Below are 24,033 nucleotides of genomic sequence, written 5' to 3'. Positions count from 1 at the left end.
GCGAACGCTAAGAGCGCGTTTCCAGCGCTCAGTATCCACTGACACTTTCTCGTCGGTGACAGCGGAGGAACCGGGCAGATTCGCGAAAATGTCTTCGGGCAGAGTCCATCTTCGTTGATCATGAGCTGACTCTACGGTCGTCGGTCGGCTCCGGCGTGCTGGACGCTCTCGTTGTTACCACGGCCCAAGGCTGCGGGTGTCGCGAATGAGGCAGCCCCCGTCCGCGTGTCTGCCTTCTTTGTCGTCCTCAAACATTCCACCGCAGTCCGTACAGTCAAATCGGAACCCGTCGGGCCTGGCACGGTAGCGGGGGTTGTCTCGGATCGCGTGCATTCGCTCTGCCATCGCGTCCTTGGATGCTTGATGTTCTGCTATCTCCCTGCCGCTTTGGGCATCCTGAATCCAGTACGGCCTGCGCTTTGGTCCGGTGAACCGGAAATCACCCTCGGAAATGTTCGAGGTCCGCACCACGGCTTGCGGCTTCATCTCTGTCGACGTCGGCCCGGTCTGCGGTCGCTGGTACAGCACGTCGCGGGCCTCAGCACTGGCAACGCTCGCTTCCGCAATTACCGACCACTTCTCCGGCGGGAGCGCGGCCACCCAACGTCCCTTAATTAGATCCTTGCATTCGGGGCAGGCGTACGCCCTGCGGTCGCCCAACCCCTGAAGCCGATGAATACCGGCCTTGGCTACACCGATCGCAGCCGCAGCCAACCAGGCGTCAACGCTTCCGCGTATGTTCGCGAAGTTCTCCGACCTAGGCATCCACCGATGAGCAGCATCGCCAAAAGATGGAGTGGGCTGAGTCAGCCGCCAGATCAACATCGGATGGCCCGCCCCCATGCAGCGGACCTCACTGGCCCAGATGCGCCTGTATGCCAGCACCGGACGCACACCGGCGGCCGTTGGAGCTGTGGCCGATTCAGTGAACCGAGCCTGCACTTTCGCCGCCTCAACAGCTGCCTTCTCTTCAGCCAAGCGCTTCGCCTCCGCCAACTGCACCGCCTCAACAGCTGCCTTCTCTTCAGCCAAGCGCTTCGCCTCCGCCAGCTGCGCCGCCCGCGCCTGATTTTTAGCCGCGGCCTTCGCCTTCATTTGCTCCAGGCTGGCGATCGCCTCCAACTGGTGCTTTGGCGTTCCATAGGGCCAATGGAAGGCCGGATGCAGGACCGCGTCCACTGCTGCCCCCACCGTCACCCTCTTGCTGAACATCGGCTGGTAGTGTGCCGGGTCCATAAGCCATCCCGGCGCCCCGGCCAAGTCGCTGGTCTTGCCAAAGCCCGTCACGATCATCGGCACCCGAACCCGGGACCATTCAGGGCTGCCCGGGACCACCCACACCGCTCCGACTCCGTCATCCGCGTAGAGCTGCGACCGGCGAATGTACTCGTCTTCGTTCTGCGGCGACAGCTGCACCTCGAACGCGAGCCGCTTGCCGCTGGAATGGATGGCCATGACGTCGGCGATCCATGCCCTCCTCGGATGAGCGTGCTCCACCTCGGCGCGCCAGTCAGGTGCCAGGTTGATCCTGTCCTTTAAGGCCTGCTTCATTGCCAGGTGCTGATCCGACTCAGACTTGTGCTCAACCGAGCATGCAACCCCGGGATAGTGCTTGAAGAACTGCCGTCCCCTACGTGTGACCCGGCTCGCGCGCAACCCACACTCCAGCAGTACAAGGCTTTCATAAAGGGGATGGTTCACCAGAGCCCGCCAAGGGTCGTGAGTTGTCTCCGTTGCGTCGACCCGCTCACCTTCCAGATACGCCACTAACTGCATAGAAGCCCCCAATTTCAGCTGCAGATCCCCGGGCGGTCAATCTACCGCCCGGCCCACGGTACTGCCTACCAGCAGACACCGTCGTCTATTCATAGGCACCCAGAGCGGGCTCAAATTTCGACTCGCCTGTGGGTTGAAGAAGCGGATGAATACGCGGGCGTGAGCGACTCCATCGTGAGGAACCTTGCGTCGGTCGGTATGACGGCGTTCCCTTGCCCTCTTTGGGAGCTGGTGAACGCAAGCAGGGAGACCATGGCTCCCCTGGCACGGCAAAGCCCCCGTTGATGTGCCGGGGGCTTTGCAAGTTTCCTGTATGTGTTACTTAACGGCGACGAAAATCTTGTCGCCGAGCATGCCCGGCCTGACGGCGAGGACCCCTTGGCCAGCCGCGACGGTCGGCACTTCAATGGCCTTATTCCCTGTTGCCGTCGCATTTTTGTAGAGCGTGCTCATGGTGTCGATGGATTGTGGTGCGACGGCGAAGTTGCCGTTGACCGTGTTGCCGTTTGGTGTGACGTATTCGATGGACACGAACGCAGGCGTTTGCCCTTTAGGGTCATCGCCGATGTAGGTAGCCGAGTAGTTCACGAGGATGTACTGCGACCCGTCAGCCGGCGGCTTGTTGAATTGGTTGGCCGCGACAACGGCATCCGTGGCAGCGAGGGTGACCGAGTTGATCACGACGCGCCAGTCCTTTGACGTGATAGTCGAGCCGATCGGGTATGGGTTCTCGCGGGTCCCGGATTGGGCGGCCGGCTTATTCTCTGCTGCTGCATTACTGGCAGCTGCTCCGACGGATGGTTTGACGACTGTGGTGTTGCCGCTGCCGAAGGAGTTATTGAATGACGTCGCAACGACGGCAAAGAAGACGACAACGCCGATGATCGTTCCGACGATCGAGGTGATCAGGGCGGTGATGCCCATCCACTTGGCCTTGTCCTTGAGGAAGAGAGAAACGATCGAAAGTACGAATGCGATTGGCAGTAGTATCCAGCCGACGATGAGGGCGCCAGGGATACATGCGAAGATGAACCCGAGCGCCGCTGTGATGAGCGCAATGAGTCCGAGCACGTTCAACTGCTTTTTTGGCTTCATCGGCTGAGGCGGGAGCGTCTGCGTTGGCGCCCCAGGACCCGGCGGCACGAGATATGGTTGCTGTGGCTGGTGGGGCGGCGTCTGCTGTGAGCCCGCCTCCGGAAGCTCTGGCGTTGTCATGGACTTAACTATGACCGAATGAGAGCTCTCCCACGTCTCGCGACACGATGCTAGTCCCTCCTCTAGTCCTCCATCTTTTCGGCAGCACTGCGCCACCGATCGGTTCCAAACTACAGGCGCCGGTGGCTTCTCAATCTCCCTCGACGCAAACCGCTAGAACCCTTTGGAAATACCAACTGCCTCCAGTTTGGAGGCCTCGCAGATGAGGGGGTAGGTCGGAGCCCACCGATACGATCTACCCATGACCGAAACCCAGGAGATTGAGTACCAAGGATCCAATTTCACCCAGGCTCTCGCCGCTGCGGCGAAGCTGCCGGGCGTGAGGATCAGCAGGGCCGCCTACCTGCGAACAGCGCTCAAGCGACACTGCACAGAGGAACAGATCGAGAGGGCAATCGCCGGCAGTCCAGCCCTCAAGGTCATCGCTGAGGCAGCAAACACCTCGATCGCTTATGAGACGAGCAAAGTCACCGGCCTCTCAACCCTCGCAGGCATCCCCGGCGGTCTGGCAATGATCGGCACTGTGCCAGCCGACCTCGCTCAGTACATGGGCCACATGCTTCGGATTGCCCAGAAGCTGGCCTACATCTACAGTTGGCCCGACCTATTCGCCGATGATGGCGAAGCGATCGATGAGGCAACCGAGAGCATGCTGATCCTGTTCGTGGGTGTGATGTTCGGCGTGCAGATCGCCCAAGGTGGAGTGGCAAAAGTCGCGAGCATGATCGCCGCCAATGTAGCCAAGAAACTCCCGCAGCAGGCACTCATCAAGGGGGTCATCTTCCCGATCGTGAAAAAGGTCGCTGGCTATCTCGGTGTGAATATGACCAAGAAACTCTTCGCCAGCGGAGTCGCGAAGGCCATCCCCGTCGTCGGTGCAGTCCTCTCTGGAGGCCTCACGCTGGGCACATTCCTCCCCATGTCCAAGCGGCTGCAAAGGCACCTCGTTAGCCTGGAACTGACCAAGCCGGGACACCGGACCGGAGAGACCGAGACGGTAATCAGCTCAACCTGACGCCCCTCACCAGGTTACTCTTTTGCCCCTTCGGAGCGGCGGTTCCACGTTGTGGCGAAGCGCTGGATACGCAGCCACTGAGGCATATTTTCGGAGCGGCTGTGGAACGTGCAGGCGTCCACGCTATCTTCGGTCGAATGTTGGATTCGGCATTCGACGTAAGCGGGCGCTGCCATTGGGGCTGCGACAACTTCACTCACTACAGAGCTGGCCATCGCGCCGCCAAGTGTCCTCACAATGTCCCTGGCGACAGCTTTGACGCCGCTGGGCGGGAAGCAAATCTTGAATGCCGTTGTCATCAGCCGCATGGAAATTCCCCTACTATTGGTCTCCGGAATAGCCTAGCCGGGCTTGGACATTTGCTGCGTATCTGTACGAGCGCGCTAAGGCCTCGTGCGACTATTCACTTATGACAATCGATAGCGATGCTGAAAAGCTCCTGGCACACATGGATTCCTTGGGAATTGACGCGTCGACCGAGCGGACACGCGGTTGGCAAAGTATTGGGGCGATCATCGTGGACGCTGCGCTGCAAAGGCGGCAAAACTATACAAGAACCGTAAGACCCAGAGTTGCTGCACTTGTGGCCGCATGGCCTGACGCGGACACCACGACCGGATTTCGTCGGCGCCTGGACAGCGGAGAACTCTCAAAAACCATCAGCTGGCGGACCCCAGGCCGACTTACTCAGATAGACCACATCACCAGGGTCCTTGAGCGTCCCGACATCGCCATCGATACAGTGCATCAGCTTCGAGACCACCTCAAGCACCCTGCCAAGAGAATCGAGCTTCGGACGGCTCTACGGGCCGTGCTGCATGTTGGACCGAAAACCCTCGACTACTTCGACATTCTCAGCGGAATCCCTACCGGGGTTGCGATCGACGTACGGATTCGCAGGGTTGCGGAAGCGGCCGGCATCAATAACAAGTCCTACGACCACCTTTCCGCCGTTATACGCGAAGCAGCACACCGCAGAGGCTGGCGTCCCGGCGATCTGGACGGAACCCTTTGGGACGTCTGAACGTCAGACTGCGGATGTTCGGCGCGCAGGCACACCCGCAGCGGGGCCGTCACCGCGCAACCACCAGATTGACGTTCGCGGCACGCAGCGCGGTTTCGCTCATTCTTTTCCCGTTTCCCTTAACTCCGGCGAAGCGCCAGCCCGAGCGAGCCTGCTCAGGGGCAGGAATAGTCGTAGTCGAGTCCGGAAGACACGTACTGGGTCACAGACACCCGGCTTCCAGATGTAAGGCCAGGCAAAGAACAATTGGACTTCGCCCCGCGCATGGTGTTGGCACCCGGAAGCCAACTCGACAGCCCAGCGAGCGGACTGCTGGTGGGCACGGTCCCGGCGATAGTTCCCCACTGACTTGCCGTCGAATAGATCCCGACACCTGCGCCCGAAGTGATGCCCTTGAAGTAGGTGACCATTCCTTCAAGGTCGGCCCTATTCAGTGCCGTGTTGGTCTGCCAACTGTTGCCGGTTTCCACATCGAGCCACCAGAAATAGTTCCCGGGGTTGTTCACCCCGCGGACGGTGGCATCGTCATTGGCCTTTGCGTAGCCGTACATGTAGGAACAGGCAAGATCGACCCCACCGCCGCACGTCCCGTAAGGATTAGAAACTTGGGTGCCCGCGTAGGTGTTCGACGACGGCCACCACGAGCCCGCGAGTCCCGGGTTGGCGGTGTTCACGTACAGGGCGACCTTGGGCTGCGCTGTTCCCCCCGTTGAGCCAGCCGCCCAAGCCAGCTGCTGAGCCAAGCAAGGGTTGGTGTTATTGGCCAGGCCGCCGGTCACGCCCACGATCGCGAACGCTTGTCCCGCGGGGAGGGTTTTACCGCACTGTGGCCAGGAAACATCGTTGCCGACCAAACCCTGAGTCCGGGGAGGTGGGGCCGCTGCTGCCGGGGCCATCCCCGCCAACGACAGTCCAAGAAGAGCCAGGAACGTGCATGCCATCTTCATTCCAAAACGCGCCATGCCCCATGGTATGCCCACCACTCGGAAGGAAACGCCGGTAAGGCGCCTGCCCGTTGTTACCCCTGCGAGAACGTGGTTATAGTGGCGTTCATCGCGCCCCCTCTGAGCACCGTCCCGCTGTCCAGCACGTCTGCCACCTACAAGTTCGAACCCCAGCCGGCGCGCGCTACCCCAACATCGCAAGCAACGATGCCTGAGTCCGAAAAATTGCACCCAACCCAAGGAGAAAGCCATGACGCTCAGCGACGACGAAGCCAAGATCCTGAAGAAATGGAGCCACCGGCTGGCGCACGCCCTGCAGATCCTCGACCTGGACCTGGATGAGCCACTTGTCCTGGACCTCGCCGAAGAATCGTCACGGGCAGTGAGTCCCTCGGCTGGAACCATCAGCGCGCTCATGGTGGGTTACGCCGCCGGGCTGGCAGCAGGCAACGGCAGCGCCGGGTCCAAAGCCGCCTCGGACGCCGCTATCCGGAAAGCCATAGACATCGCCTCGAGGCTCTGCGAAGACGCCGCAGACAGCGAGGAATCGATCAAAGGCTGGGCGGACTCCGCGCAGTAAAGTCACGGCACCGTAAAAGTCACGGCACCGTAAAGTCACAGCGCAGCAAGTCACCACCGGTAAGTACCAGGAAAAATGGGCGGCGCCCCAAAGGCGCCGCCCAACTGGCTTAAGCAGCCGTACTCGGCTCCAGCCTGACAATCACTGCCTTCGAAACCGGTGTCTGGCTGCCCTCGGCCACACTCTCGAGGGGAACCAGCACGTTGGCTTCCGGATAGTAGGCAGCTGCGCAGCCGCGCGCCGTCGGATACGACACCACTTGGATGTTCCGCATGACCCGCTCGGAGCCGTCCTCATAGACGCCGTGGACGTCCACGCGCTGGCCGTCGCCAAGACCGAGCTCCGCGAGGTCCTCCGGGCTCACAAACACCACGTCCCGGCCCTTCTTGATGCCCCGGTAGCGGTCGGCATGCCCGTAGATGGTGGTGTTGAACTGGTCATGCGAACGCATGGACTGCAGGATGAGGGTCCGTTCCGGGCGCTCGACATGCTCCAAATGGTTGACCGTCAGCATCGCCTTCCCGGTGGGGGTGGGGAACGTGCGCGAATCCCGCGGTCCGTTGGGCAGGACGAAGCCGCCCTTCCGGCGGATCTTGGTGTTGTAGTCCTCGCAGCCCGCCACCACGTGGGAGATATGCTCGCGGATGAGATCGTAGTCGTGCTCGAACCCGGCCCAGTCGACGTGGACCCTGTCTCCCACCACTGCGGCGGCCATCCTGCTGACGATCGCCACCTCGGAAAGAAGCTTGGGCGCTACCGGTTGAACCGTACCGTGGGAGGCGTGTACAGCACACACAGTGTCCTCGACCGACACGAACTGCGGACCGGATTCCTGCATGTCGATCTCGGTGCGGCCCAGGGTCGGCAGAATCAAGGCTTCCTTTCCGGTCACGGCGTGCGAACGGTTGAGCTTGGTGGAAATCTGGACCGAAAGTTCGGTGTTCGCCATCGCGGCTTCAGCGACGTGGCTGTCCGAAATGGCGCCCACCAGATTGCCTCCCAACCCGACGAAAACCTTGATCCCGCCGTCGCGCATCCTCCGGATACTTTCGACGGCGTCCACGCCGTGTTCGCTGGGCGGCTCGAAATCGAATTCCTTGCCGAGCGCCTCTATGAATGCCGGCGGCATCTGCTCCCAGATGCCCATGGTGCGGTCCCCTTGGACATTGCTGTGTCCGCGGATGGGCGACGCCCCCGCACCGGGTTTCCCGATGTTCCCCCGGAGCAGCAACAGGTTGATGATCTCCTTGATTGTGGCGACACCCTTTTTCTGCTGCGTGATGCCCATTGCCCACGTGATGATGACCTTCTCCGCGCTCAGATATCGCTGCGCCAGCTCATCGATCTCCTCCGAACGCAGTCCAGTGGCCAGGAGCACGGCCTCTTCGTCCAGCTGTGACAGGTGCTCCTTGAGTTCCTCGAGGCCATGGCAATGCTTCTCCAGGAAGTCATGGTCAAGCACGGTTCCGGGGTTCTTCGCCTCGGCATCCAACACCCGCTTCGAAACGGCCTGCAGCAGGGCCATGTCCCCACCAATGCGGATCTGCAGGAACTGGTCCGCTATCTGTGTTCCGTGGCCGATCACTCCCCTGATCCGCTGCGGATTCTTGTAGCGCCGCAGCCCGGCTTCCGGCAGCGGATTGACCGCAACGATGTGGCCGCCGGCATCCTTGGCCTCCTCCAGTGCCGTGAGCATGCGCGGGTGGTTGGTTCCGGGATTCTGGCCCATCACGATGATCAAATCCGCCTTGGCGAAGTCGTCATAGGAAATGGTGGCCTTGCCGATGCCGATGGTCTGCCCCATGCCCCAGCCCGAGGACTCGTGGCACATGTTGGAACAGTCCGGCAAGTTATTGGTGCCATAAGCACGGACGAAAAGCTGGTAGGCGAAAGCAGCCTCGTTGGACGTCCGTCCACTCGTGTAAAAGGTTGCTTGGTCCGGGCTTTCCAGCTCCTTCAGCCTCCCGGCGATGATGGAGAATGCCTCGTCCCATCCGACGGGATGGTAGTGGTCCTCACCGGCCGGTTTGTACACCGGCTCAGTGAGGCGCCCCTGCATCCCCAGCCAGTACTCGGACTTGCCCCGGAGCTCGCTGAGGCTATGCTCCGCCCAAAACCCCGGCTCTACCAGGACCGGCGTGGCCTCCCACGTGACGGCCTTGGCACCGTTCTCGCAAAACTCGAAAGTCTTGCGATGATCCGGGTCCGGCCACGCGCAGCTCATACAGTCGAAGCCGTCTTTCTGGTTCATCGCCAGCAAGGTTTTTCCCGCTCGCTGGACGCCCATCTGCTCAAACGCGGGCTTCATGGAGTGATAAACGCCGGGAATGCCGGCGGCCCAGGATTTCGGACCGCCCTCGACGACGACGACGCTTTCGTCTGCTTCTTCAGCGGGCGGGGTTTTGGGTGACATGCTCTGCAGTTCCTTTCCTACCCGGGCTTCCGTGGCCTATTCAGCGGCCGCAGGCTCGGCCTGCTTGACCAAAGCAGCCTCAAGGTTGATCTTCACCTTGTCGCTCACCAGGAAACCGCCGGTCTCCAAAGCTGCGTTCCAGGTCAGTCCGAAGTCCTTCCGGCTGATCTCGGTTTCGGCGGAGAACCCGGCGCGAGTGGCGCCGAAAGGATCAACAGCGACGCCGGTGAACTCCACTTCCAGCTCCACGGGCTTGGTGATCCCGCGGATGGTGAGATCGCCCGTGAGAGTGTAGTCATCGCCGTCGCCCTCCACACTGGTGGCCCGGAAGGTCATCTCCGGGAACGTCTCGACGTCGAAAAAGTCAGCGCCGCGGACGTGGCCGTCGCGGTTGGCGTCGCCGGAGTCGAAGCTCGCGGTCTTGACGGTTGCGTGGAGGGACGCGTCGGCCAGGGACTCGCGCACCCGGGCCTCCGCATTAGCCTCCGTGAAACGGCCGCGGACCTTGCTGATGCCAGCGTGCCTGACGCTGAAACCAATCTCGCTGTGGGACATGTCCAGCAACCAGACGCCGGAAGTCAGACCTTTGGGAAGAGTCATAGTGGATCTCCTGATTCGAAAGAATTTCGCTTGGATCGATCCCCTCCACCCTTGTTGAGCCTCACCATGAAGTCAAGGATTCCGGCTTGGCCCACGGGGAACTCCCATCGAGTTGTCAGGCGTCCGCTGGCCGACTTATAACCAAAAACAGAATTTTCCGTTTATGGTTATTTGACAGAGAACACAATTAGATTGGAGCACGCACGGCATGCAAGAGGAAACTCTCTCCATCGCGCTCCGGTTGCTGAGGCAGGCGGGCGTCCAAATATCCGGCGGCAACCTCAAGGATCTCTCCCTGACCCTGCCCGACGGCTCGACGCGTGTGGTGAACGTCAAGGTTGCTTCTATTCCCCCGACGCCAAGCATGACAGCCGGTTACCTGGAGCGACAGGAAGGCCGGGAACACTATTTGGTCATCACTCACAGGCCGAGTCGGCACGTTACCGCAGCAGCGGCGCGCGATGCCCTCGACATGATCGCCGTCGAGCCGCCTTCCGTCATGATCGGGGGCAGAGAACTGCTGCTCGGCGGCACTGAGCCGGCCGCCCCAAAGCCAACCCCTTCTCAGGGAAAGCCTGCCTGGGGCCGGTATGCTCTGTTGCGCTCATTGCTTCTCTCCACAGAACCTCAGATCCAGCGCGTGCTGGCACATGAAGCGGGCATCAGCCAACCGGCAGTGACAAAGAACCTCAAACTGTTCGACACATGGGTCGCCAAAAATGAATCCGGCTGGTTCGCCAGAGACAAGACACAGCTCCTGGACTATCTGCTCAAGCTGTACCCAGGTCCGCGCGGGGCAACGAGCTATTGGTACAGCCTGCGCTCGCTGGACGAACAGCTGCGGGAAGCGATTCAGTACGCCGAGGAGATGGGCGCCAAGCCGCTCGTGTCCGGCGACGTGGCGGCCGATATCTATGCCCCCTGGCGTCTGCCCGACCGTGCCACCATCTACCTGCGCGAATTCGTGGATTTCAATGACGCAGGGTTCAGTCCTGCCTCGCGCGATGAGGCGACACTTATCGCAGTAACCCCGGAAGACCTGACGCTGTGGCTCACAGCGTCAGTCGCTGAGCACGAAGGCCTGCCCCTCGCAGATCCGCTTCTGACTCTGTGGGATCTCACCCAGAACGAGGCACCTGACGCACCCGACGCCGTGAAGCATCTGCGCGATGCCATACTCAGCGGTGCCGCGCATTGACGGCCATCAGCGTCATCTCGACGTCCAACGCGGCTGACCTCGGGTACCTTGCCCTCGCTGATGTCGCCGCTTCCGGCCTGGATCCACGGACCTACCGAATCGTTGGCGGACACATGGTTCAGCTGCTCATCCATGTCTACCCGACACCAGAGGCCACAGAACGGAGCACGGCCGACGCCGACGCAGGCATCGACCGCGCCACAGCGGTGGGTCAGGATCTTCACTTGCACCTACTCGGCAGCGGGTACGAGGCCACCTCGGGCAACCGCTATGTCAAGAAGGACCCAGCTGGCGGGGAGAGGGCCGTCGACCTCCTCATCCCGCACGGCACCGTCGGCGAGCCCGAACAAGTGAACGGGCGCGGATTCGATGCCATCCCCGGACTCGGATTCGCGCTCACCGCTTCGCCGCTCCTCGTGGATGCCAAAGTCCTGCTCAGAAACGGCACTGATATGGAATTCACGGTCCCTGTTCCGAACGTGGAATCTGCACTGATCCTGAAGGCACTCGCTTGGAAGTCCCGGGCCTCGGAGAAAGATCTCACCGATATTTCCTCGCTGCTGGAAATCACCCAGCGGCACAAGGTCAATCTCTCCGGGTGGGGTTTCGACGACAGTCGGAGAGCAGAACGCGGCTCCCGCAAGGATGCAGCATTCGCCCTGCACCTGGTGAGGGACAGGCTCGAAAGGGGCTTCATCAAAGCAGGTGCGGCCGTGCGTCAGCCCGCGCGTCTCTCGGCGCTGATCAATGCGCACATCCCTTCGGTGAGGTAGTCGCTGACAGGCGGCAACTAAAAGAGACTCGACTTTCGGGCGCACAAATGGGAGTGGCGCCAGCGAACCAGTGCCACTCCCAGTGCCTCCCGCCCGCTGCTAGGAGCGCGGGCGGGAGACGCTATTGCGGTATGGCGCCGATCTGCTGCATGAGGCTCAGGTTGTTCGTGGTTCCCCAATGCTCAGCCACTTTGCCGTCCTCAACGCGGATAATGTCAGTGCCGTCGAATTCGACGCTGTTGCCCGTTGCTGGAACTCCCGCCATGTCCCCACTGTGAGTGCCCGTCAGAATCACGTGGCAGGCCTCCAGGTTTCCGTCAGCCAACGTCGGCTCGATCGTCTTGATCTTGATATCCGGGAACGCCGCCCGGACGGCGTTGACGAAGTACCGAACGCCATCCTTGCCGGGCGGTTGCCCGGGAAGAGCCTGTTCGTGATCGACGAAGTCGTCCACCGTCAGCTCATCAATGAGATCGAGATTCCCGCCCTCGATGATTTCTTTGTAAAAACGCTCGAGCAGTCCAGTGCCATTAGCCATTTCCAGCTCCTTAATGAATGAGACCGTCCCATTTTTCCCCTGAACCTACATCCCGAGCCCGGGCGCCATCCCCGGCGCAAAGGCGACGGCCACGGCGAACAATCGACTAGCGGAGCTCCCCCAAGGCAGCGCCGAAATCACTAAGAACGAGACCACGAACCTCGATAAGCCAGACCATATTCCGGCGTCATAGGGGTGTCAATATGGTCTGCTAACCCCCCGCATCCGGCTTCCGCCACATCATCGCAAGCACGAACACCACCGCGCTCAGACCCAGCATCACCAGCACCATGAGCCCCCAGTTCGCCTGGTTGACGCCGGGCCCATAAAGCACACCAATGAGGACCGTGGCCGTGATGGCCCCGATGTAGCGGCAGGTCTGGAAGATCCCGGCGGCCACTCCCCTGTCCTGGGGCCGCGCGGACACATACAGGCCCTGGTTCGACGCCGTGCTGACCACGCCATACGGGACACCCATCAGCGCCGTGAGCACCAGCACCAGCGGAGGCCAGAAGGACAAAGTCAGGATCCCCAGCGCCCCGGACGCCAGGGCCAAAAGCACGACGCCGGCGATCATCACGGAACGAACGCCGAACCGCTCAATGAACCGCACCGCAACCGGGGTCACGAAAACTGACATGGCAGCAAGGGGCAGCATCAGCAGGCCCACCACACCGGCGTCGTACTTTCCCGCCTGCTGCAGCAACTGCGGAAGCCCGAAGAACGCAAAGTAATAGACCGCGCTGAACACGGCGAAACCCAGGTACAACAGCAGCAGCGGCCGGTTCCGGCCGAGCAGCCGCAGGTCCAGGAACGGCGGGCTGAACCGCAACTCGCGCCACGCAAACAACCCCGCTATGACAACCGCGACGGCGATGAACCACCAACGGTAGGCCGGCATCACGTTGAGCAGCGCCATCATCGCCAGCGTGAGCGAGGCGAGGAAAGCCAGGATGCCCGGAATGTCGGAATCGCGCAGGAGGACGGAGAGCTTGCCGCTCTCGCGTCCGACGTCGGGCGGCGCCACTCTCCGCACCACAATCAGGGCCAGGAGCGAGATCGGCACGTTGATCGCGAACAGCGCCTGCCAGCCAACAAGACTCACCAAAAGGCCGCCGACGACGGGCCCCACCGCAGCCGCCGACGTGTTCGCCATCTGGATGCGCCCCAGGGGTCGGGTGGAGCTGATGTTCGCCTGCCGGCTCAGTGCCGAAACCATGACGACGGCGCACGGGTACGCCGTCGCGGTCCCCACCGCCATGAGCGCCCGGGCCACGCAGACCAGTGCGAAGTTCGGCGAGAAGGGAGCCAGTGCGCAGGCAATGGCCACCACCGCCATGCCGAAGGTGAACAGTTTCCGCGGACCGAAACGGTCGGCGAGGCGGCCCATCAGCGGCTGGCCGGCCGCCGAGGCGAGGTAGAAGGACGTGATCACCCAGGTGACCGTGGCGACGTCGAGCGCAAAGTCCTCGCGAAGCACCACCAGCGCCACCGCGATCATGGATGAGTTCAGCGGATTCAGCGCCGTCCCCAGACTGAGTGCAGCGATCGCTAGGCCGGGGCGGGGTTTGTTGGTCACGCCCCTAAGTCTGGTCCATGGTTGCCTTGGGTCACGAAACGATGGGCGACACGGGCGTCACGGGGGCCTCAGCCCTGCGCTACAGCTTCCACCGGCTTCCGCTTCCCATTGGCGTCTGTAGTCAGCGTTGGGGTTGGCGGCTTCGGCGGGGCCACTACCGGCGCGGGTGGAGGGGGCGGGGGCGGTGCGGGCGGAATGCACGAGTAGTTGTAGTCGAAGTCTGTGGTGAATTGGGTGAGCGAAACGACTCCGCCGGCAGTCAACGGAGGGGCCGAGCAGAGTTCCACTGCGGACTCCGGTGACGTTGCTCCGGCAAGCCAGCTCTTCAGCCCGTTCAGCCTGCTGCCCGGACCAGGCCGGCCGGCGATGAGCCCGAACTGGTAGGAGGTGGAATAGATGCCAACCTGGGCGCCGAAGGTTTGCAGAAATCCCGTCATGCCCTCGAGGACGGCGGCGTTGGCCACGGTGTCCCAAGACCATGCATTCCCGGTCTCCACGTCCAGCCACCACATGCGCTTGGCGGGGTCGGGTACCCCGTGCCGGATAACGTCGTCGAAGGCCATGCCGTAACCGTAGAGGTAGGAACACGCCGCCGAAGCTGTCCCGTCGCAGCTCCCATACGGGTTGGGACCGCCCAGGCCCACCTCCGCATCGGATGCCGGCCACCACTCGGCTCCGAACGGTCCAGGATTGGCGGTATTCACATACACCGCGGCTGCGGGTTGGCTCGTGCCGCCCGCCGAGCTGCTGGCCCAGCCCAGCAGCTCGGCGAAACAGGGATTCGCGGTGCCGGGCCGTCCGCCGTTCACTCCGACAATCCCGAACGCCTGGCCCGCAGGAACTCCGCCCCCACATTGGGGCCAGGATATGTCGCTGCCCAATACGACGCCCGAAGCCTCCATCGGTGCAGCGTTCGCGGCGGAGAACGGGGTGGCTACCCCTGCAAGAAGGAGGCAAGTGAGGGCCATGAGTTTTGCAGTTTTCATGATGTGCATCCTCGGCAGGGTCAGGACCCAGACGGGTTGGTACTGCCGCACATTGTTTCCCGAAACAATGGCAGTGAGCCTCGTTTTCGGCTCACTTTGGATGCTACGGAGCCGTTTCCGGGCAGCCGTGAGTGATCCCTACTGGACTTAGTTAACGAGATTGCGAGTAAGTGGTGCTTTGCACTTGGAGTACAGGTCAGCCGCCGGGGTACTCAGCGCCGCGCTGGGGCCTGCGCGTCAGGAGGCGAGCAGTCCGTCCGCGACGATCGCGAGCATCGATGCTGCTGCGTCGGCGGGAAGCTCGCTGTTGTCTACGACGGCGGCCACGCCGCCCACGAGCCGACTGATTTGCATTGCCTCGACTCCCGGGCGAAGGGCCGAGTCCAACGCCTCGATCACGCGCTGATTGGCGCCGAGGTAGGTCTGGCACTTCGCTGCAAACGGGGACCCGGAATCGCCCAGCGCAGCAGTGATCCGCGCGGCCGCACCCTTGTGTTCTGTCAGCATGGCCGCATAGTCGGTCAACCAGGTCACCAACTGCTCGCGCGCCGGGGCGTCGAGGGCGAGCGCTCGCTCGACGGCCTCGTTGACTTTCTCCGCCCAAGCCTCCAGCACCGCGTCGTACAGCGACTCTTTGGTCGGAAAGTGGCGGTAAAGCGTGCCGGGGCCAACCTCGGCCGCCTTGGCGATCTCGTCCATCGAAACCGATTCGAAGCCTTTGACACGGAAGAGGGCACGCGCGACCTCCACGATTCGATCGCGGTTACGTTGAGCGTCAGCGCGCACGGAAACCAACCCTTCCAAATACATCCAAACAAAACTGTTGCAAAACGGAGAGTGTCTCCGTATAGTTCTAAACGGAGCATCTCTCCTCTTAGTGTACGTCAGCCCCCCTCGGCTAGAACAGGACACCTCCCATGACACCCACAATCGCCACACGCGCACCCGCCGGGATCGCAAGATCCGGCCGCCGCACCGGCAGCATTGGCCTCTGGCTGGTCATGCTGGCCCAACTCATGCTTGTCCTCGACGCGACAGTCGTGAACGTCGCGCTCCCCCACATCGCCACCGATCTCCACTTCAACCGAGCCGAGCTCAGCTGGGTCTTGAACGGCTACGCCGTCGCCTTTGGCGGCCTCTTGTTGCTCGGCGGACGGATCGGAGACGTCTTCGGCCGTCGTCGCACCTTCCTGGTGGGCGTCGCAGCCTTCACGCTCTTCTCACTGCTCGGCGGCCTGGCCACCTCGCCATTCCTCCTCGTCCTAGCACGCGCACTGCAAGGCCTCGGTGCCGCGTTCGCCGCCCCGAGCGTGCTCGCACTCATCACCACAAGCGCAAAGGACGACGGCGCGCGGAACCGAGCGCTCGCATTGTTTTCCGCGATTGCCTCGATGGGTGGCGCACTCGGACTCATCCTCGGCGGCTTGCTCACCGACACCACCAGCTGGCGGTGGACCCTCTTCATCAACGTGCCGATCGGCGTCGTGGTCCTCATTGCGGTGCCGCGCCTGGTCGCCGAAACTCCCCGGAGGCCCGGCCGTTTCGACATCCTCGGAGCGGTGACGGCCACCGGCGGCGCCGTCGCCATTGTGTGGGCCCTCATTCAAGCGGGCGACGTCGGATGGTCCAGCCCGCGGACCATCGGCGGCCTCGTTGTCGGCGCGGCGCTGATCGCAGTGCTTGCCGTCACCGAACGGAGAGTGGCCCACCCCTTGCTCCGCCCGCAACTGCTACGCAGCCCGAGCCGAGTTGCGGCACTGGCGGCGATGGCGGCCACCTATGGCGGGATGCTGGCGATGTTCTTCCTCATGGTCCAGTACCTCGAAGACGATCTGCACCTCTCGCCCATGGTGACCGGACTGGCGTTCCTGCCGATGCCACTGAGCATCTTCGCGATGTCACGGATCGTTCCGCGACTGCTCGAGCGATTAGGTGCGGTCCGACTGGTCATCCTTGGCGCCGCACTTCGCGTCGTAGCCTTCCTGCCCCTCACGCAGCTAAACGCGGACACCCCCTTCGCTCTTGTCTTGCTTGCCCTTCTGGGTACCGGAATCTCTGCCGGCCTGACGTTCATGCCTCTCACGACGCTCGCGCTCCGCAACGTCGAACCCGAGCACGCAGGATCAGCCTCCGGGCTTTTCCAGACAATGCAGCAGCTTGGCGGTGCCGTCGGCCTGGCCATCGTGGCTTCGACCTACGCGGCCTTCGCCATCCCGGGCGACTTCCTGACCGGCGGGCGCGCCGGGTTCTGGTCCGCGACCGTCCTCTCCGCGCTCGCGCTGGCCGCCGTCGTCGGGCTGGTCTTCAAAGCCCGGAAGGTGGCCTGAGAGGCGCGCCTTCCGCGGCGGACGCCCTTCCTCACCAGACGCCGGACATGGCAGACTTCGGCCATGAGTATCGAGCACTGGTGGCCGAGGCTGAAGCCGTCCACCCAGAAATGGCTGATTGAGAACAATGGCGACACGGTACCCCAGGAAGTGGTGACGGAGATTACCCAGGCTGGCGGGCCGGCCACTTCCGACGCATGGTGGACTGGTCAGAACGAGCCCCCGGGGTTTTATTTCCCGGACGAGGCGGTCGACTGGATCGAGGCGGTAGCGAACGGCGAGGCGCCCGCGAACGGCGAGGAACCCGACCGGCCCTAACCGTCCGGGGACTTCAGTCCCTTGGCGTACGCCGCCTGCCCCGCGTGCTGAAGGCAATCGGCGATCGTGCTGACCAGCCGCACGCCAAGAGTGACGGGCGGGTCCCAGCGGGTGTCGACGATGCGATCAAGGTCGTCGTCGCCGAGAGTTTTCAGGAACGCTAGCGTCTGCCGATGAACGGCGTCGTAATATTCGAGCAACAGCTCCGGCGGGGCCTGAACCGCGTCGACTTTATCGCTCGAATGGCCGTAGCCGGTGTCGCGTTCAGGCAACGGCAGGTTGAAGCGACCAGCAAACCCCTGCGAGGTCCAGACCTGTTCCAGGCCGGCCGCGGCAGCGACTTGGACGTCCTCCACCCTGCTGAGGTGCCAGATCAACCACGCAATCGAGTTTCCGGTGCTGGCGGGCCGACGGACCAAAGACTCGCCGTCGACCTCCTCGAGAGTGGCAGCAACGATGTCACGGATCCGGCCGAAGGCATCCAGCAGCAGTTCGTTGGATTTCATCGCATCCTTTCACTGTGCGTTGTCGGTGGGCTCCATGGCTTCATGGGCCCGCCGGGCTTGACTACTCCTACCACCCAATCAGAGCCCGAACTGCCTGGGCAACCTGGTTTGGGCTTCGTGGTCCCGTAGCCACCACATGTGTTTCGAGTCGAGTGCCGGTCAGGATTTCATCGAGCTCCACGCTCCGGTGCAGGTGCCAGGCCAGCTCCGGGCTCTTCGCTTCGTGTCGGTTCCTGAGCCGCTCGTGGATAGTCTCCATCGATGCCTCCAGCCGGATCACCGTGAGTTTCCCTCCACCGAGGGCTGCACGGTAGCGGTCCACCTCAGTGGATTGCTCAAGCACTCCTGCCAGAATGAATCTCCGTACGCCGACGTCACGATAGTTTCCCGCGACAGCTTGAAGGTTCCTGAGCTCAAGCTCGTGGTTGAACCGGTCCGTTGAAGGCGCAGGCCAGCTCCGCCGCAACTCATCGAGGTCGATCACTGCGTTGCTGATTCCGTCGTCGGCGAGGAGCCAGTGCAGGGCTTCTCCCGTGGTCGTCTTGCCGGCACCAACCGTGCCGTTGAGGAATACACTCTCAAGATCCATAGCCATCCAAGGAGTCTAGGCGGAAGGCCGGACTCACCCACCGTCCCCGTATTCAAGGTGGCCAAAATGGCAGCGACGGGAGGCGATCCGCAGGCATAAGCTACAAGCAGAACGTCTCTTCCGACTCCGGGGAGCTCAAATGGACATTGAATTCGCTGATGTCATCGGTCACGATGTCACGACGATCACTTGCCTCTGCGGAAACACCGTCAGCAAAGAGGGATTGATTCAGGCCAACTCACAAGGCGTCCCGGTGTACAGCGGAGCAAACGAGCCGGTCCCCGCCGGGCTGGCTCCGTGGCCCGACGATGAGGACCTCTACACGTTGTGTCCGTCATGCGGCCGCGCTTACCACGACACCGTTATTGAAGAAACAGGGACCGCCCCCGTAGCCTTCCAGATCGACATCACCGGCCCGATCGCCGAGGCGATCCGGGTTCATTGGGAACTCAACACCTAATATTTGAGACCGGTTTTCCTTGTTTCGCTCTTCGCGACGCCGATTGGAAGCGCGGGGGCCTTAAATGTCAGACCCCCGTGACAGGGTTTATTCATGGAAGGCATCGGTCAACTCGTGGCACGTCGGGCAGCCCCGGCTGACGTCGGAGTTGCGCCCTTGGGACGTCTTTCCCGCCGCCTGAAGCCTGCTGCTTCCTCCCGGCATGCCGACATCAACCGGCTGGAGGTCCGCCCCGGTACCAGGCCTGAATCCGTGCCGTCGCCCGCAAATGACCTTGATCAGGCAGTGGCGGCGATGGATGCGCTGCGCTCAACCGCGCTCTCCGACTCCCGGTTGTTCGGTTTCGCTGAGGCCGCTGAGTTCGCCGGCAGGGTCGAGGAGATCTCGCGGACGGTGGAGTTTTTGCAGATCGTCGCGGCCGGGGCCGTGGAGCGGACCCGGCGCGAAGCCCAGGCGGCACGGCAGCCATCCCCGGCGTCGGGGTGGAGGACCGGCTGGACCGAGTCCACGGCCGCCGCAGCAGACACGGCAATCCCGGACGTCCCGGTGCCGGCTTCTGCCGCCAGCCTCACCGGAGCAGCCGCCACGGTCGACGACGGTTACCGCAACGCGGCCGAATTCCTGCGCGCCAGGCTGCGGATCGGCATCGGCGAGGCCCGGCGCCGGCTCGCACTGGCCTCCGTCGTGCTCCCGCAGGCAGGGATCGCCGGGCAGGAAATACCCGCACGGCACCAGGTCCTCGCCGCGGCCCTCTCCTCGGCAACCGTGCCCTCCCGTTCAGCCACCGTGATCAGCGTGGCCCTGGATCAGGTACGACACATCGCCGATACCGAAACCGCCCTGCAGATGGAGCAAGCACTGACCAACACCGCGGTGCAGAGCGATCCCGATTTCGTGTCCCGGATGGCCAAGCGCTGGGTTGATGCCATCGACCAGGACGGATCCGAACCCAGCGAGGAAGAACTCCGACACCGCCAAGGCGCGTTCATCCGCAAACCCCGCCGCGGCCTGCATTACCTGGAAATCTTCGCCACCGCGGAACAATTTGAAACCCTCGCCACCGTCATGAACACCGCCACCAACCCGCGCCTGCGCCACGACACCGACGAAGCACAGGATACGGATCCAGGCGGCACCACCGGCAAGAACACCACCGGCGGCACCGCAGGGTTCCCGGAGCACGACGGCACTGCTCCCCCGCCGCTGGATCGCCGCTCCCGGGCGCAGAAACTGCTTGACGGGCTCGTCGGGGCCTGCGCGGTGGCCCTGTCCACCGGCGAGCTGCCGTCGAACGGCGGTCTCCGGCCGCAGGTGATGGTCACCATCGACCACCGCGAGCTGCTCGAGCGCGTCGAACACCAAACCACCACCGCAAATCCTCGCCTGAGCACCGGCGCGTCCACATTCCAGGGCCCGATCCACCCCTCGGTCATCCGCAAGATCGCCTGCGACGCGGACATCATCCCCGTCCTGCTCGGCAGCGACAGCCGCGTCCTGGACATCGGCCGCACCACCAGGGTGTTCCCGCCCCACATCCGCAAAGCCATCACCGCCCGCGACCAAGGCTGCGCCTTCCCCGACTGCACCATCCCCGCACCCTGGTGCGAAGCCCACCACATCACCTACTGGTCCCACGGCGGCACCACCGGAACCGACAACGGCATCCTGGCCTGCAGCCACCACCACCACGTCATCCACAAAGAACAATGGACCATCACCATGGACTCCGGCGTGGCATGGTTCAAACCCCCACCCCACATCGATCCCCGCCAAACACCCCGACGCAACCACTACTTCAGACCCACCCGGACATAAACTGCCGGACATGAAGCAGCCGAGTTGAGCCTGGAACCATTGACATGTGACCAAATGGTCACCTATCCTAAATCCATGGACGCCGTCTTCAAGGCACTCTCCGACCCCACCCGCAGGGACCTGCTCGATGAGCTCTTCCGCGAGGACGGGCAGACGCTGAGCGCGCTTGAAGGACGGTTCGATATGACCCGCTTCGGGATCATGAAGCACCTCAAGATCCTTGAGGAGGCCGGGCTGGTTGTGACCCGCCGTCGTGGTCGCGAAAAGCTCCACTACCTGAATCCGGTACCCATCAGGCTCGTCCACGACCGCTGGGTGAGCAAATATGCAGAACCATGGGCCGCTGCGTTGAGCGACCTCAAAACCAGATTGGAAAGTCCCGTGGAAAAGATCTTCGAAATCTACATCAAGACCACTCCGGAACGGCTTTGGGAAGCCATCACGGACAGCGACATCCGCAGCAAATACCAGTTCGGCAACACCCACACCGCGGACTGGACACCTGGCGGCCACTACGAGATGCACAACCCCAAGGCCAACGGAATGGTCCTGGGCGAAGGCGAAAACGTGGAGGTCGATCCACCGCGCCGGCTCGTCCAGACCATGCGCGCACTCTGGGGCGAGGACGTCAAAGCCGAGGGCACCTCGCGCGTCACCTGGGAGATCGAACCGGTGGGCGATTCCTGCCACCTGACCGTGACTCATAGCGAGCTGCGCGAAGGCGGCAACGACCAGATCTACGGCGGTTGGCCGATGATCCTCTCCGGCCTGAAGACCTGGCTGGAAACCGGCGAAGTTCTCACCACGCCGGGCTCGCTGATGTACGCCTAAAAGCGGACGACGGCGGCGCGACCCGCCGCTTTCAGGCTCGGGCGGCCGGAGCGAGGGCCGCGTTGAGGTACTGCAAGTGCGCCGGTGTCGGGACAGTCGCGTTCGCCGCGTATTCCGGGTGCTTGGTGAGAAACTTCTGAATGAAAGGGCACACCGGCACGATCCGGAGCCCCTCGCTCACTGTCTCATTCAGGGCCACTTCGGCGAGCCTGCCCGCAAGCCCTTGTCCGCCGTACTCCTCGTTGATCACGGTGTGGTAGAAAATCCGTTGCGGCGACCCGCCGTCGTCGTACGCTTTGTACGCGGCCTTACCGATCACGTGGCCATCAGCGAGCACTTCAAACCGCTCGCGGTCAATGTTGTGGCGGAAGGTGGCATCGGTCATCGCTAGCTCCTCGGCTTAGGTTCAGTTGACATACCCTAACCTCGGAGCCGGGGCGCTTTGTTCCCAGGTTTTCTCCAAGTCCAAATGTGGACTTGGAGAAAACCTGGATGAACGGCTAAGCCGTGACGATGTCCCGCGTGGCGTGGTCGTACGTGAAGGTGACCTTGCCTCCGTCGTGGTTTAGCTCGTGGTTGGCGCCATCACGCACACCGAACGCACCGTAGTTCTCGTCCCACGAGCGGTTCAGCGCGATCTTGTACGTGTAGAAACCGGCAGGCAGCGTTGCGGCGAGGGTCCAGACCTTGCGGCGGCCATTGAACTTCATCTGCACCTCGTCGTACTGCGGAGCCCAATCTTCCGGAGCGCCCAGGATCGTGTTGAAGTCACCTGCGATCGCGACGGCGGACGGCTGCTCAAGCTTTTCGACGGCGGCAGGCGCTTTGGGTGCGGCAGCTTTCTTGGGCGCTGCTTTTGCGGCCGGGGTCTTCGTCGCGGCAGCTTTGGCGGCAGGTGCCTTTTCAGCGGCGGGCGCCTTCTTGGCGGCCGGCTTCTTGGCAGCAGCCTTCTTGACGGGGGCTGTCGGGAGCGGGGTACCTGCCGGCACGGGGATTCCCTCAACGAGTGCCGTGGCGAACTCGTCCGGCTTGGCGAAAGCGACCGTGGCACGAAGGCCGTTGTCGGTGATGGTCCAGCCCGAACGGCCCTTGACCAGCCAGCCGGCCTTGACCAGCTTCGCGGTCTCAGTGGTCAGGTTCTTGTGGCCGCGCGGAATTCCTCCGCTGAGCAGTTCACTCTCGTGCGTATCCAGCGGGACGCGCACAATCGCCTCAGCCAGGATCTCGCCGGCATTCAACGACTGCTCGGACCACGTTCCCTCTGCCAAGACGTCTAGGACGGTCTTGAGACGGACACTGCTTTTTTCGACGGTGGACTTAGCCACTGGGTCTCCTTCAACGGCGGACATTCCTTCAGCAGTCTGCCAATGTTCTGTAAATTCTGGCGACTATTCTTGGTAAACACCGTGTGTCGTGACCCACTATTACGCCCAAACAGCAACAAGTGACGGAGGGGTCTCGGGTACCGGTCAGTAGCTAACGGTTGGGGTACCCTCTCCCCTACTCTTTGGAGGCCTTCTCCCACGCCGAGACGTCGGCCAACAGTTCAGCCTTCCGGGCCTCGTCCGCGAACGATGAACGGACCGAGTTCGCGGCCAGGCGTGCCCGGTCCGCAACAGACAACCCGTGCACAGCGACAAGTTGCGCGAAGTTGTCGTCCACGTAGCCACCAAAGTATGCGGGATCGTCCGAGTTCACGCTGACGTTCAGCCCGGAGGCCAGCATCGCAGGCAAAGGGTGATCTGCCAGGGTGTCCACTGCACGAAGCCGCACATTTGACAGCGGACACACGGTCAACGGAATCTGCTCAGCCACCAACCTCTCCACGAGGGCCGGATCCTCCATGCAACGGATGCCGTGATCGATCCTCTCGGCGCCAAGCAGATCGAGCGCCTCGTACACATACGAAGAAGGACCTTCCTCGCCGGCGTGGGCGATCCGGCGCAGCCCGGCCTCCGCCGCGCGGCTGTACAGTCGCTCGAACTTCGACGGCGGATTGCCCACCTCGGCCGAGTCCAAGCCGATGCCGGCAATCGGCGCCTTCATGGCAAGAAGCTGTTCAAGGACCTCCAGCGCAGATTCCTCGGACATGTCCCTCAGGAAGGCGGCAATCAGGAGCGTCGAGACGCCGAAGTCCTCCACCGACGTCGCGAGCGCAGACGCCACACCGTTCACACATGTCTCCAGGGCCACCCCGCGCGAGAGGTGGGCCTGCGGATCCATCATGATCTCGACGTGCCGCACTCCACCGGCTGCGGCACGGGCCAAGTAAGCCCTGGTCAGGTCCGCGAAATCCTGTTCCGTCCGCAGTACGGCCATGTTGGCATAGTACAAATCCAGGAATGACTGCAGATCCGTGAACTCATACCGCGCACGCAGCTCGTCCAAATCCGCGTACGGAAGCGCAATCCCGTTACGCTCCGCGAGAGCGAAAATCAGCTCGGGCTGAAGTGTCCCCTCGATGTGCAGGTGCAGTTCGGCAACCGGGGGTGCCGCCGTCGTCGTCGATTCGCCAAAAGTTTCCACCCGACAAGAGTAGGACGAAA

The 24,033-nt window shown here is 62.7% G+C and carries 24 protein-coding genes; 10 read left to right on the top strand and 14 right to left on the bottom strand.

All coding sequences use genetic code 11. The features are described from left to right. Positions 1-174: 174 nt before the first annotated feature. Together OOZ51_RS14285 and OOZ51_RS14280 are read right to left on the bottom strand one after the other, a co-directional pair. Positions 175-1,767, bottom strand: coding sequence for a competence protein CoiA family protein (locus tag OOZ51_RS14285; protein WP_265980377.1), 1,593 nt, complete (start codon positions 1,765-1,767; stop codon positions 175-177). A gap of 327 nt (positions 1,768-2,094) precedes the next feature. Continuing rightward, entirely contained in the window at positions 2,095-2,847 is a 753-nt protein-coding gene (locus OOZ51_RS14280) for a hypothetical protein (protein WP_265980376.1), read from the bottom strand. 385 nt (positions 2,848-3,232) lie between these two features. Between OOZ51_RS14280 and OOZ51_RS14275 the strand changes: the two genes are divergently transcribed. Together OOZ51_RS14275 and OOZ51_RS14270 are read left to right on the top strand one after the other, a co-directional pair. Next, on the top strand, positions 3,233-4,006 hold the full coding sequence (locus OOZ51_RS14275; RefSeq protein WP_265980375.1) for a hypothetical protein: 774 nt from the start codon (positions 3,233-3,235) through the stop codon (positions 4,004-4,006). Between the two features lie 409 nt (positions 4,007-4,415). Next, the gene (locus OOZ51_RS14270; RefSeq protein WP_265980374.1) at positions 4,416-5,030 is read left to right on the top strand and encodes a DUF8548 family protein; all 615 of its coding nucleotides are present in this window, start codon (positions 4,416-4,418) and stop codon (positions 5,028-5,030) included. Positions 5,031-5,185: 155 nt separating this feature from the next. Here the strand turns inward: OOZ51_RS14270 and OOZ51_RS14265 are convergent, their stop codons facing one another. Beyond that, complete coding sequence (locus OOZ51_RS14265; protein ID WP_265980373.1) at positions 5,186-5,977, bottom strand: glycoside hydrolase family 25 domain-containing protein; 792 nt, start codon at positions 5,975-5,977, stop codon at positions 5,186-5,188. Between the two features lie 247 nt (positions 5,978-6,224). Here OOZ51_RS14265 and OOZ51_RS14260 point away from each other — a divergent pair, with 247 nt between their 5' ends. Next, positions 6,225-6,554 (top strand): DUF6457 domain-containing protein, encoded by a 330-nt coding sequence (locus OOZ51_RS14260; protein ID WP_265980372.1) that lies wholly within the window; start codon positions 6,225-6,227, stop codon positions 6,552-6,554. 109 nt (positions 6,555-6,663) lie between these two features. On the opposite strand, the gene OOZ51_RS14255 is transcribed toward OOZ51_RS14260, so the two are convergent. Together OOZ51_RS14255 and OOZ51_RS14250 are read right to left on the bottom strand one after the other, a co-directional pair. Further along, on the bottom strand, positions 6,664-8,967 hold the full coding sequence (locus tag OOZ51_RS14255) for an FdhF/YdeP family oxidoreductase (RefSeq protein ID WP_265980371.1): 2,304 nt from the start codon (positions 8,965-8,967) through the stop codon (positions 6,664-6,666). A gap of 36 nt (positions 8,968-9,003) precedes the next feature. Continuing rightward, entirely contained in the window at positions 9,004-9,567 is a 564-nt protein-coding gene (locus OOZ51_RS14250; RefSeq protein WP_265980370.1) for a YceI family protein, read from the bottom strand. Positions 9,568-9,775: 208 nt separating this feature from the next. On the opposite strand from OOZ51_RS14250, the gene OOZ51_RS14245 reads away from it, so the two are divergent. Continuing rightward, positions 9,776-10,765, top strand: a complete 990-nt coding sequence (locus OOZ51_RS14245; RefSeq protein WP_265980369.1) for a hypothetical protein — start codon at positions 9,776-9,778, stop codon at positions 10,763-10,765. Continuing rightward, entirely contained in the window at positions 10,762-11,538 is a 777-nt protein-coding gene (locus tag OOZ51_RS14240) for a hypothetical protein (RefSeq protein WP_265980368.1), read from the top strand. Before OOZ51_RS14245 ends, OOZ51_RS14240 begins: the two co-directional genes overlap by 4 nt. A gap of 121 nt (positions 11,539-11,659) precedes the next feature. On the opposite strand, the gene OOZ51_RS14235 is transcribed toward OOZ51_RS14240, so the two are convergent. The 4 genes from OOZ51_RS14235 to OOZ51_RS14220 all read right to left on the bottom strand — a co-directional run bounded on the left by OOZ51_RS14235 (position 11,660) and on the right by OOZ51_RS14220 (position 15,427). Then, complete coding sequence (locus OOZ51_RS14235; protein ID WP_265980367.1) at positions 11,660-12,076, bottom strand: ester cyclase; 417 nt, start codon at positions 12,074-12,076, stop codon at positions 11,660-11,662. 211 nt (positions 12,077-12,287) lie between these two features. Then, positions 12,288-13,655: an MFS transporter gene (locus OOZ51_RS14230; RefSeq protein ID WP_265980366.1), complete on the bottom strand. Its 1,368-nt coding sequence runs from the start codon at positions 13,653-13,655 to the stop codon at positions 12,288-12,290. A 68-nt stretch (positions 13,656-13,723) separates the two neighbouring features. After that, positions 13,724-14,641, bottom strand: coding sequence for a glycoside hydrolase family 25 domain-containing protein (locus OOZ51_RS14225; protein WP_265980364.1), 918 nt, complete (start codon positions 14,639-14,641; stop codon positions 13,724-13,726). A 237-nt stretch (positions 14,642-14,878) separates the two neighbouring features. Then, on the bottom strand, positions 14,879-15,427 hold the full coding sequence (locus OOZ51_RS14220) for a TetR/AcrR family transcriptional regulator (protein WP_265980363.1): 549 nt from the start codon (positions 15,425-15,427) through the stop codon (positions 14,879-14,881). A 131-nt stretch (positions 15,428-15,558) separates the two neighbouring features. Between OOZ51_RS14220 and OOZ51_RS14215 the strand changes: the two genes are divergently transcribed. Beyond that, complete coding sequence (locus OOZ51_RS14215) at positions 15,559-16,968, top strand: MFS transporter (RefSeq protein WP_265980361.1); 1,410 nt, start codon at positions 15,559-15,561, stop codon at positions 16,966-16,968. Positions 16,969-17,031: 63 nt separating this feature from the next. Continuing rightward, positions 17,032-17,286 carry a hypothetical protein gene (locus OOZ51_RS14210; RefSeq protein ID WP_265980359.1) on the top strand — a complete coding sequence of 85 codons (255 nt, stop codon included), beginning with the start codon at positions 17,032-17,034 and terminating at the stop codon, positions 17,284-17,286. Here the strand turns inward: OOZ51_RS14210 and OOZ51_RS14205 are convergent. Next, positions 17,283-17,792 (bottom strand): mycothiol transferase, encoded by a 510-nt coding sequence (locus OOZ51_RS14205; RefSeq protein WP_265980358.1) that lies wholly within the window; start codon positions 17,790-17,792, stop codon positions 17,283-17,285. The genes OOZ51_RS14210 and OOZ51_RS14205 overlap by 4 nt on opposite strands. A gap of 67 nt (positions 17,793-17,859) precedes the next feature. Next, positions 17,860-18,387: an AAA family ATPase gene (locus OOZ51_RS14200; RefSeq protein ID WP_265980356.1), complete on the bottom strand. Its 528-nt coding sequence runs from the start codon at positions 18,385-18,387 to the stop codon at positions 17,860-17,862. A gap of 133 nt (positions 18,388-18,520) precedes the next feature. On the opposite strand from OOZ51_RS14200, the gene OOZ51_RS14195 reads away from it, so the two are divergent. The 3 genes from OOZ51_RS14195 to OOZ51_RS14185 all read left to right on the top strand — a co-directional run bounded on the left by OOZ51_RS14195 (position 18,521) and on the right by OOZ51_RS14185 (position 21,487). Next, complete coding sequence (locus OOZ51_RS14195; protein WP_265980354.1) at positions 18,521-18,841, top strand: hypothetical protein; 321 nt, start codon at positions 18,521-18,523, stop codon at positions 18,839-18,841. Positions 18,842-18,934: 93 nt separating this feature from the next. Beyond that, a complete protein-coding gene (locus tag OOZ51_RS14190) occupies positions 18,935-20,656 on the top strand; it encodes an HNH endonuclease signature motif containing protein (protein ID WP_265980351.1) in 1,722 nt (573 codons plus the stop codon). Positions 20,657-20,731: 75 nt separating this feature from the next. Next, a complete protein-coding gene (locus OOZ51_RS14185) occupies positions 20,732-21,487 on the top strand; it encodes an ArsR/SmtB family transcription factor (protein ID WP_265980415.1) in 756 nt (251 codons plus the stop codon). 31 nt (positions 21,488-21,518) lie between these two features. Here OOZ51_RS14185 and OOZ51_RS14180 read toward each other — a convergent pair whose 3' ends face one another. The 3 genes from OOZ51_RS14180 to OOZ51_RS14170 form a co-directional block, all read right to left on the bottom strand. Further along, on the bottom strand, positions 21,519-21,872 hold the full coding sequence (locus tag OOZ51_RS14180) for a GNAT family N-acetyltransferase (protein WP_265980349.1): 354 nt from the start codon (positions 21,870-21,872) through the stop codon (positions 21,519-21,521). 115 nt (positions 21,873-21,987) lie between these two features. Next, positions 21,988-22,812, bottom strand: coding sequence for a pullulanase X25 domain-containing protein (locus OOZ51_RS14175; RefSeq protein WP_265980347.1), 825 nt, complete (start codon positions 22,810-22,812; stop codon positions 21,988-21,990). Positions 22,813-22,987: 175 nt separating this feature from the next. Further along, positions 22,988-24,013, bottom strand: coding sequence for an adenosine deaminase (locus OOZ51_RS14170; protein ID WP_265980345.1), 1,026 nt, complete (start codon positions 24,011-24,013; stop codon positions 22,988-22,990). Positions 24,014-24,033: the final 20 nt, after the last annotated feature.

The organism is Arthrobacter rhizophilus (assembly GCF_026241105.1).
Lineage (GTDB): Bacteria > Actinomycetota > Actinomycetes > Actinomycetales > Micrococcaceae > Arthrobacter.
The sequence above is the reverse complement of the archived record's forward strand: the minus strand, read 5'-3'. Positions and strand labels throughout refer to the sequence as shown.

Bases quoted from the DNA above. Each gene is read 5' to 3' on its own strand.
- OOZ51_RS14270 (WP_265980374.1), top strand. From the start codon at position 4,416: ATGACAATCGATAGCGATGCTGAAAAGCTCCTGGCACACATGGATTCC.
- OOZ51_RS14185 (WP_265980415.1), top strand. From the start codon at position 20,732: ATGGACGCCGTCTTCAAGGCACTCTCCGACCCCACCCGCAGGGACCTG.
- OOZ51_RS14205 (WP_265980358.1), bottom strand. From the start codon at position 17,792: ATGAAATCCAACGAACTGCTGCTGGATGCCTTCGGCCGGATCCGTGAC.
- OOZ51_RS14245 (WP_265980369.1), top strand. From the start codon at position 9,776: ATGCAAGAGGAAACTCTCTCCATCGCGCTCCGGTTGCTGAGGCAGGCG.
- OOZ51_RS14180 (WP_265980349.1), bottom strand. From the start codon at position 21,872: ATGACCGATGCCACCTTCCGCCACAACATTGACCGCGAGCGGTTTGAA.
- OOZ51_RS14200 (WP_265980356.1), bottom strand. From the start codon at position 18,387: ATGGCTATGGATCTTGAGAGTGTATTCCTCAACGGCACGGTTGGTGCC.
- OOZ51_RS14190 (WP_265980351.1), top strand. From the start codon at position 18,935: ATGGAAGGCATCGGTCAACTCGTGGCACGTCGGGCAGCCCCGGCTGAC.
- OOZ51_RS14265 (WP_265980373.1), bottom strand. From the start codon at position 5,977: ATGAAGATGGCATGCACGTTCCTGGCTCTTCTTGGACTGTCGTTGGCG.
- OOZ51_RS14225 (WP_265980364.1), bottom strand. From the start codon at position 14,641: ATGAAAACTGCAAAACTCATGGCCCTCACTTGCCTCCTTCTTGCAGGG.
- OOZ51_RS14215 (WP_265980361.1), top strand. From the start codon at position 15,559: ATGACACCCACAATCGCCACACGCGCACCCGCCGGGATCGCAAGATCC.
- OOZ51_RS14195 (WP_265980354.1), top strand. From the start codon at position 18,521: ATGGACATTGAATTCGCTGATGTCATCGGTCACGATGTCACGACGATC.
- OOZ51_RS14235 (WP_265980367.1), bottom strand. From the start codon at position 12,076: ATGGCTAATGGCACTGGACTGCTCGAGCGTTTTTACAAAGAAATCATC.
- OOZ51_RS14275 (WP_265980375.1), top strand. From the start codon at position 3,233: ATGACCGAAACCCAGGAGATTGAGTACCAAGGATCCAATTTCACCCAG.
- OOZ51_RS14250 (WP_265980370.1), bottom strand. From the start codon at position 9,567: ATGACTCTTCCCAAAGGTCTGACTTCCGGCGTCTGGTTGCTGGACATG.
- OOZ51_RS14260 (WP_265980372.1), top strand. From the start codon at position 6,225: ATGACGCTCAGCGACGACGAAGCCAAGATCCTGAAGAAATGGAGCCAC.
- OOZ51_RS14210 (WP_265980359.1), top strand. From the start codon at position 17,032: ATGAGTATCGAGCACTGGTGGCCGAGGCTGAAGCCGTCCACCCAGAAA.
- OOZ51_RS14255 (WP_265980371.1), bottom strand. From the start codon at position 8,967: ATGTCACCCAAAACCCCGCCCGCTGAAGAAGCAGACGAAAGCGTCGTC.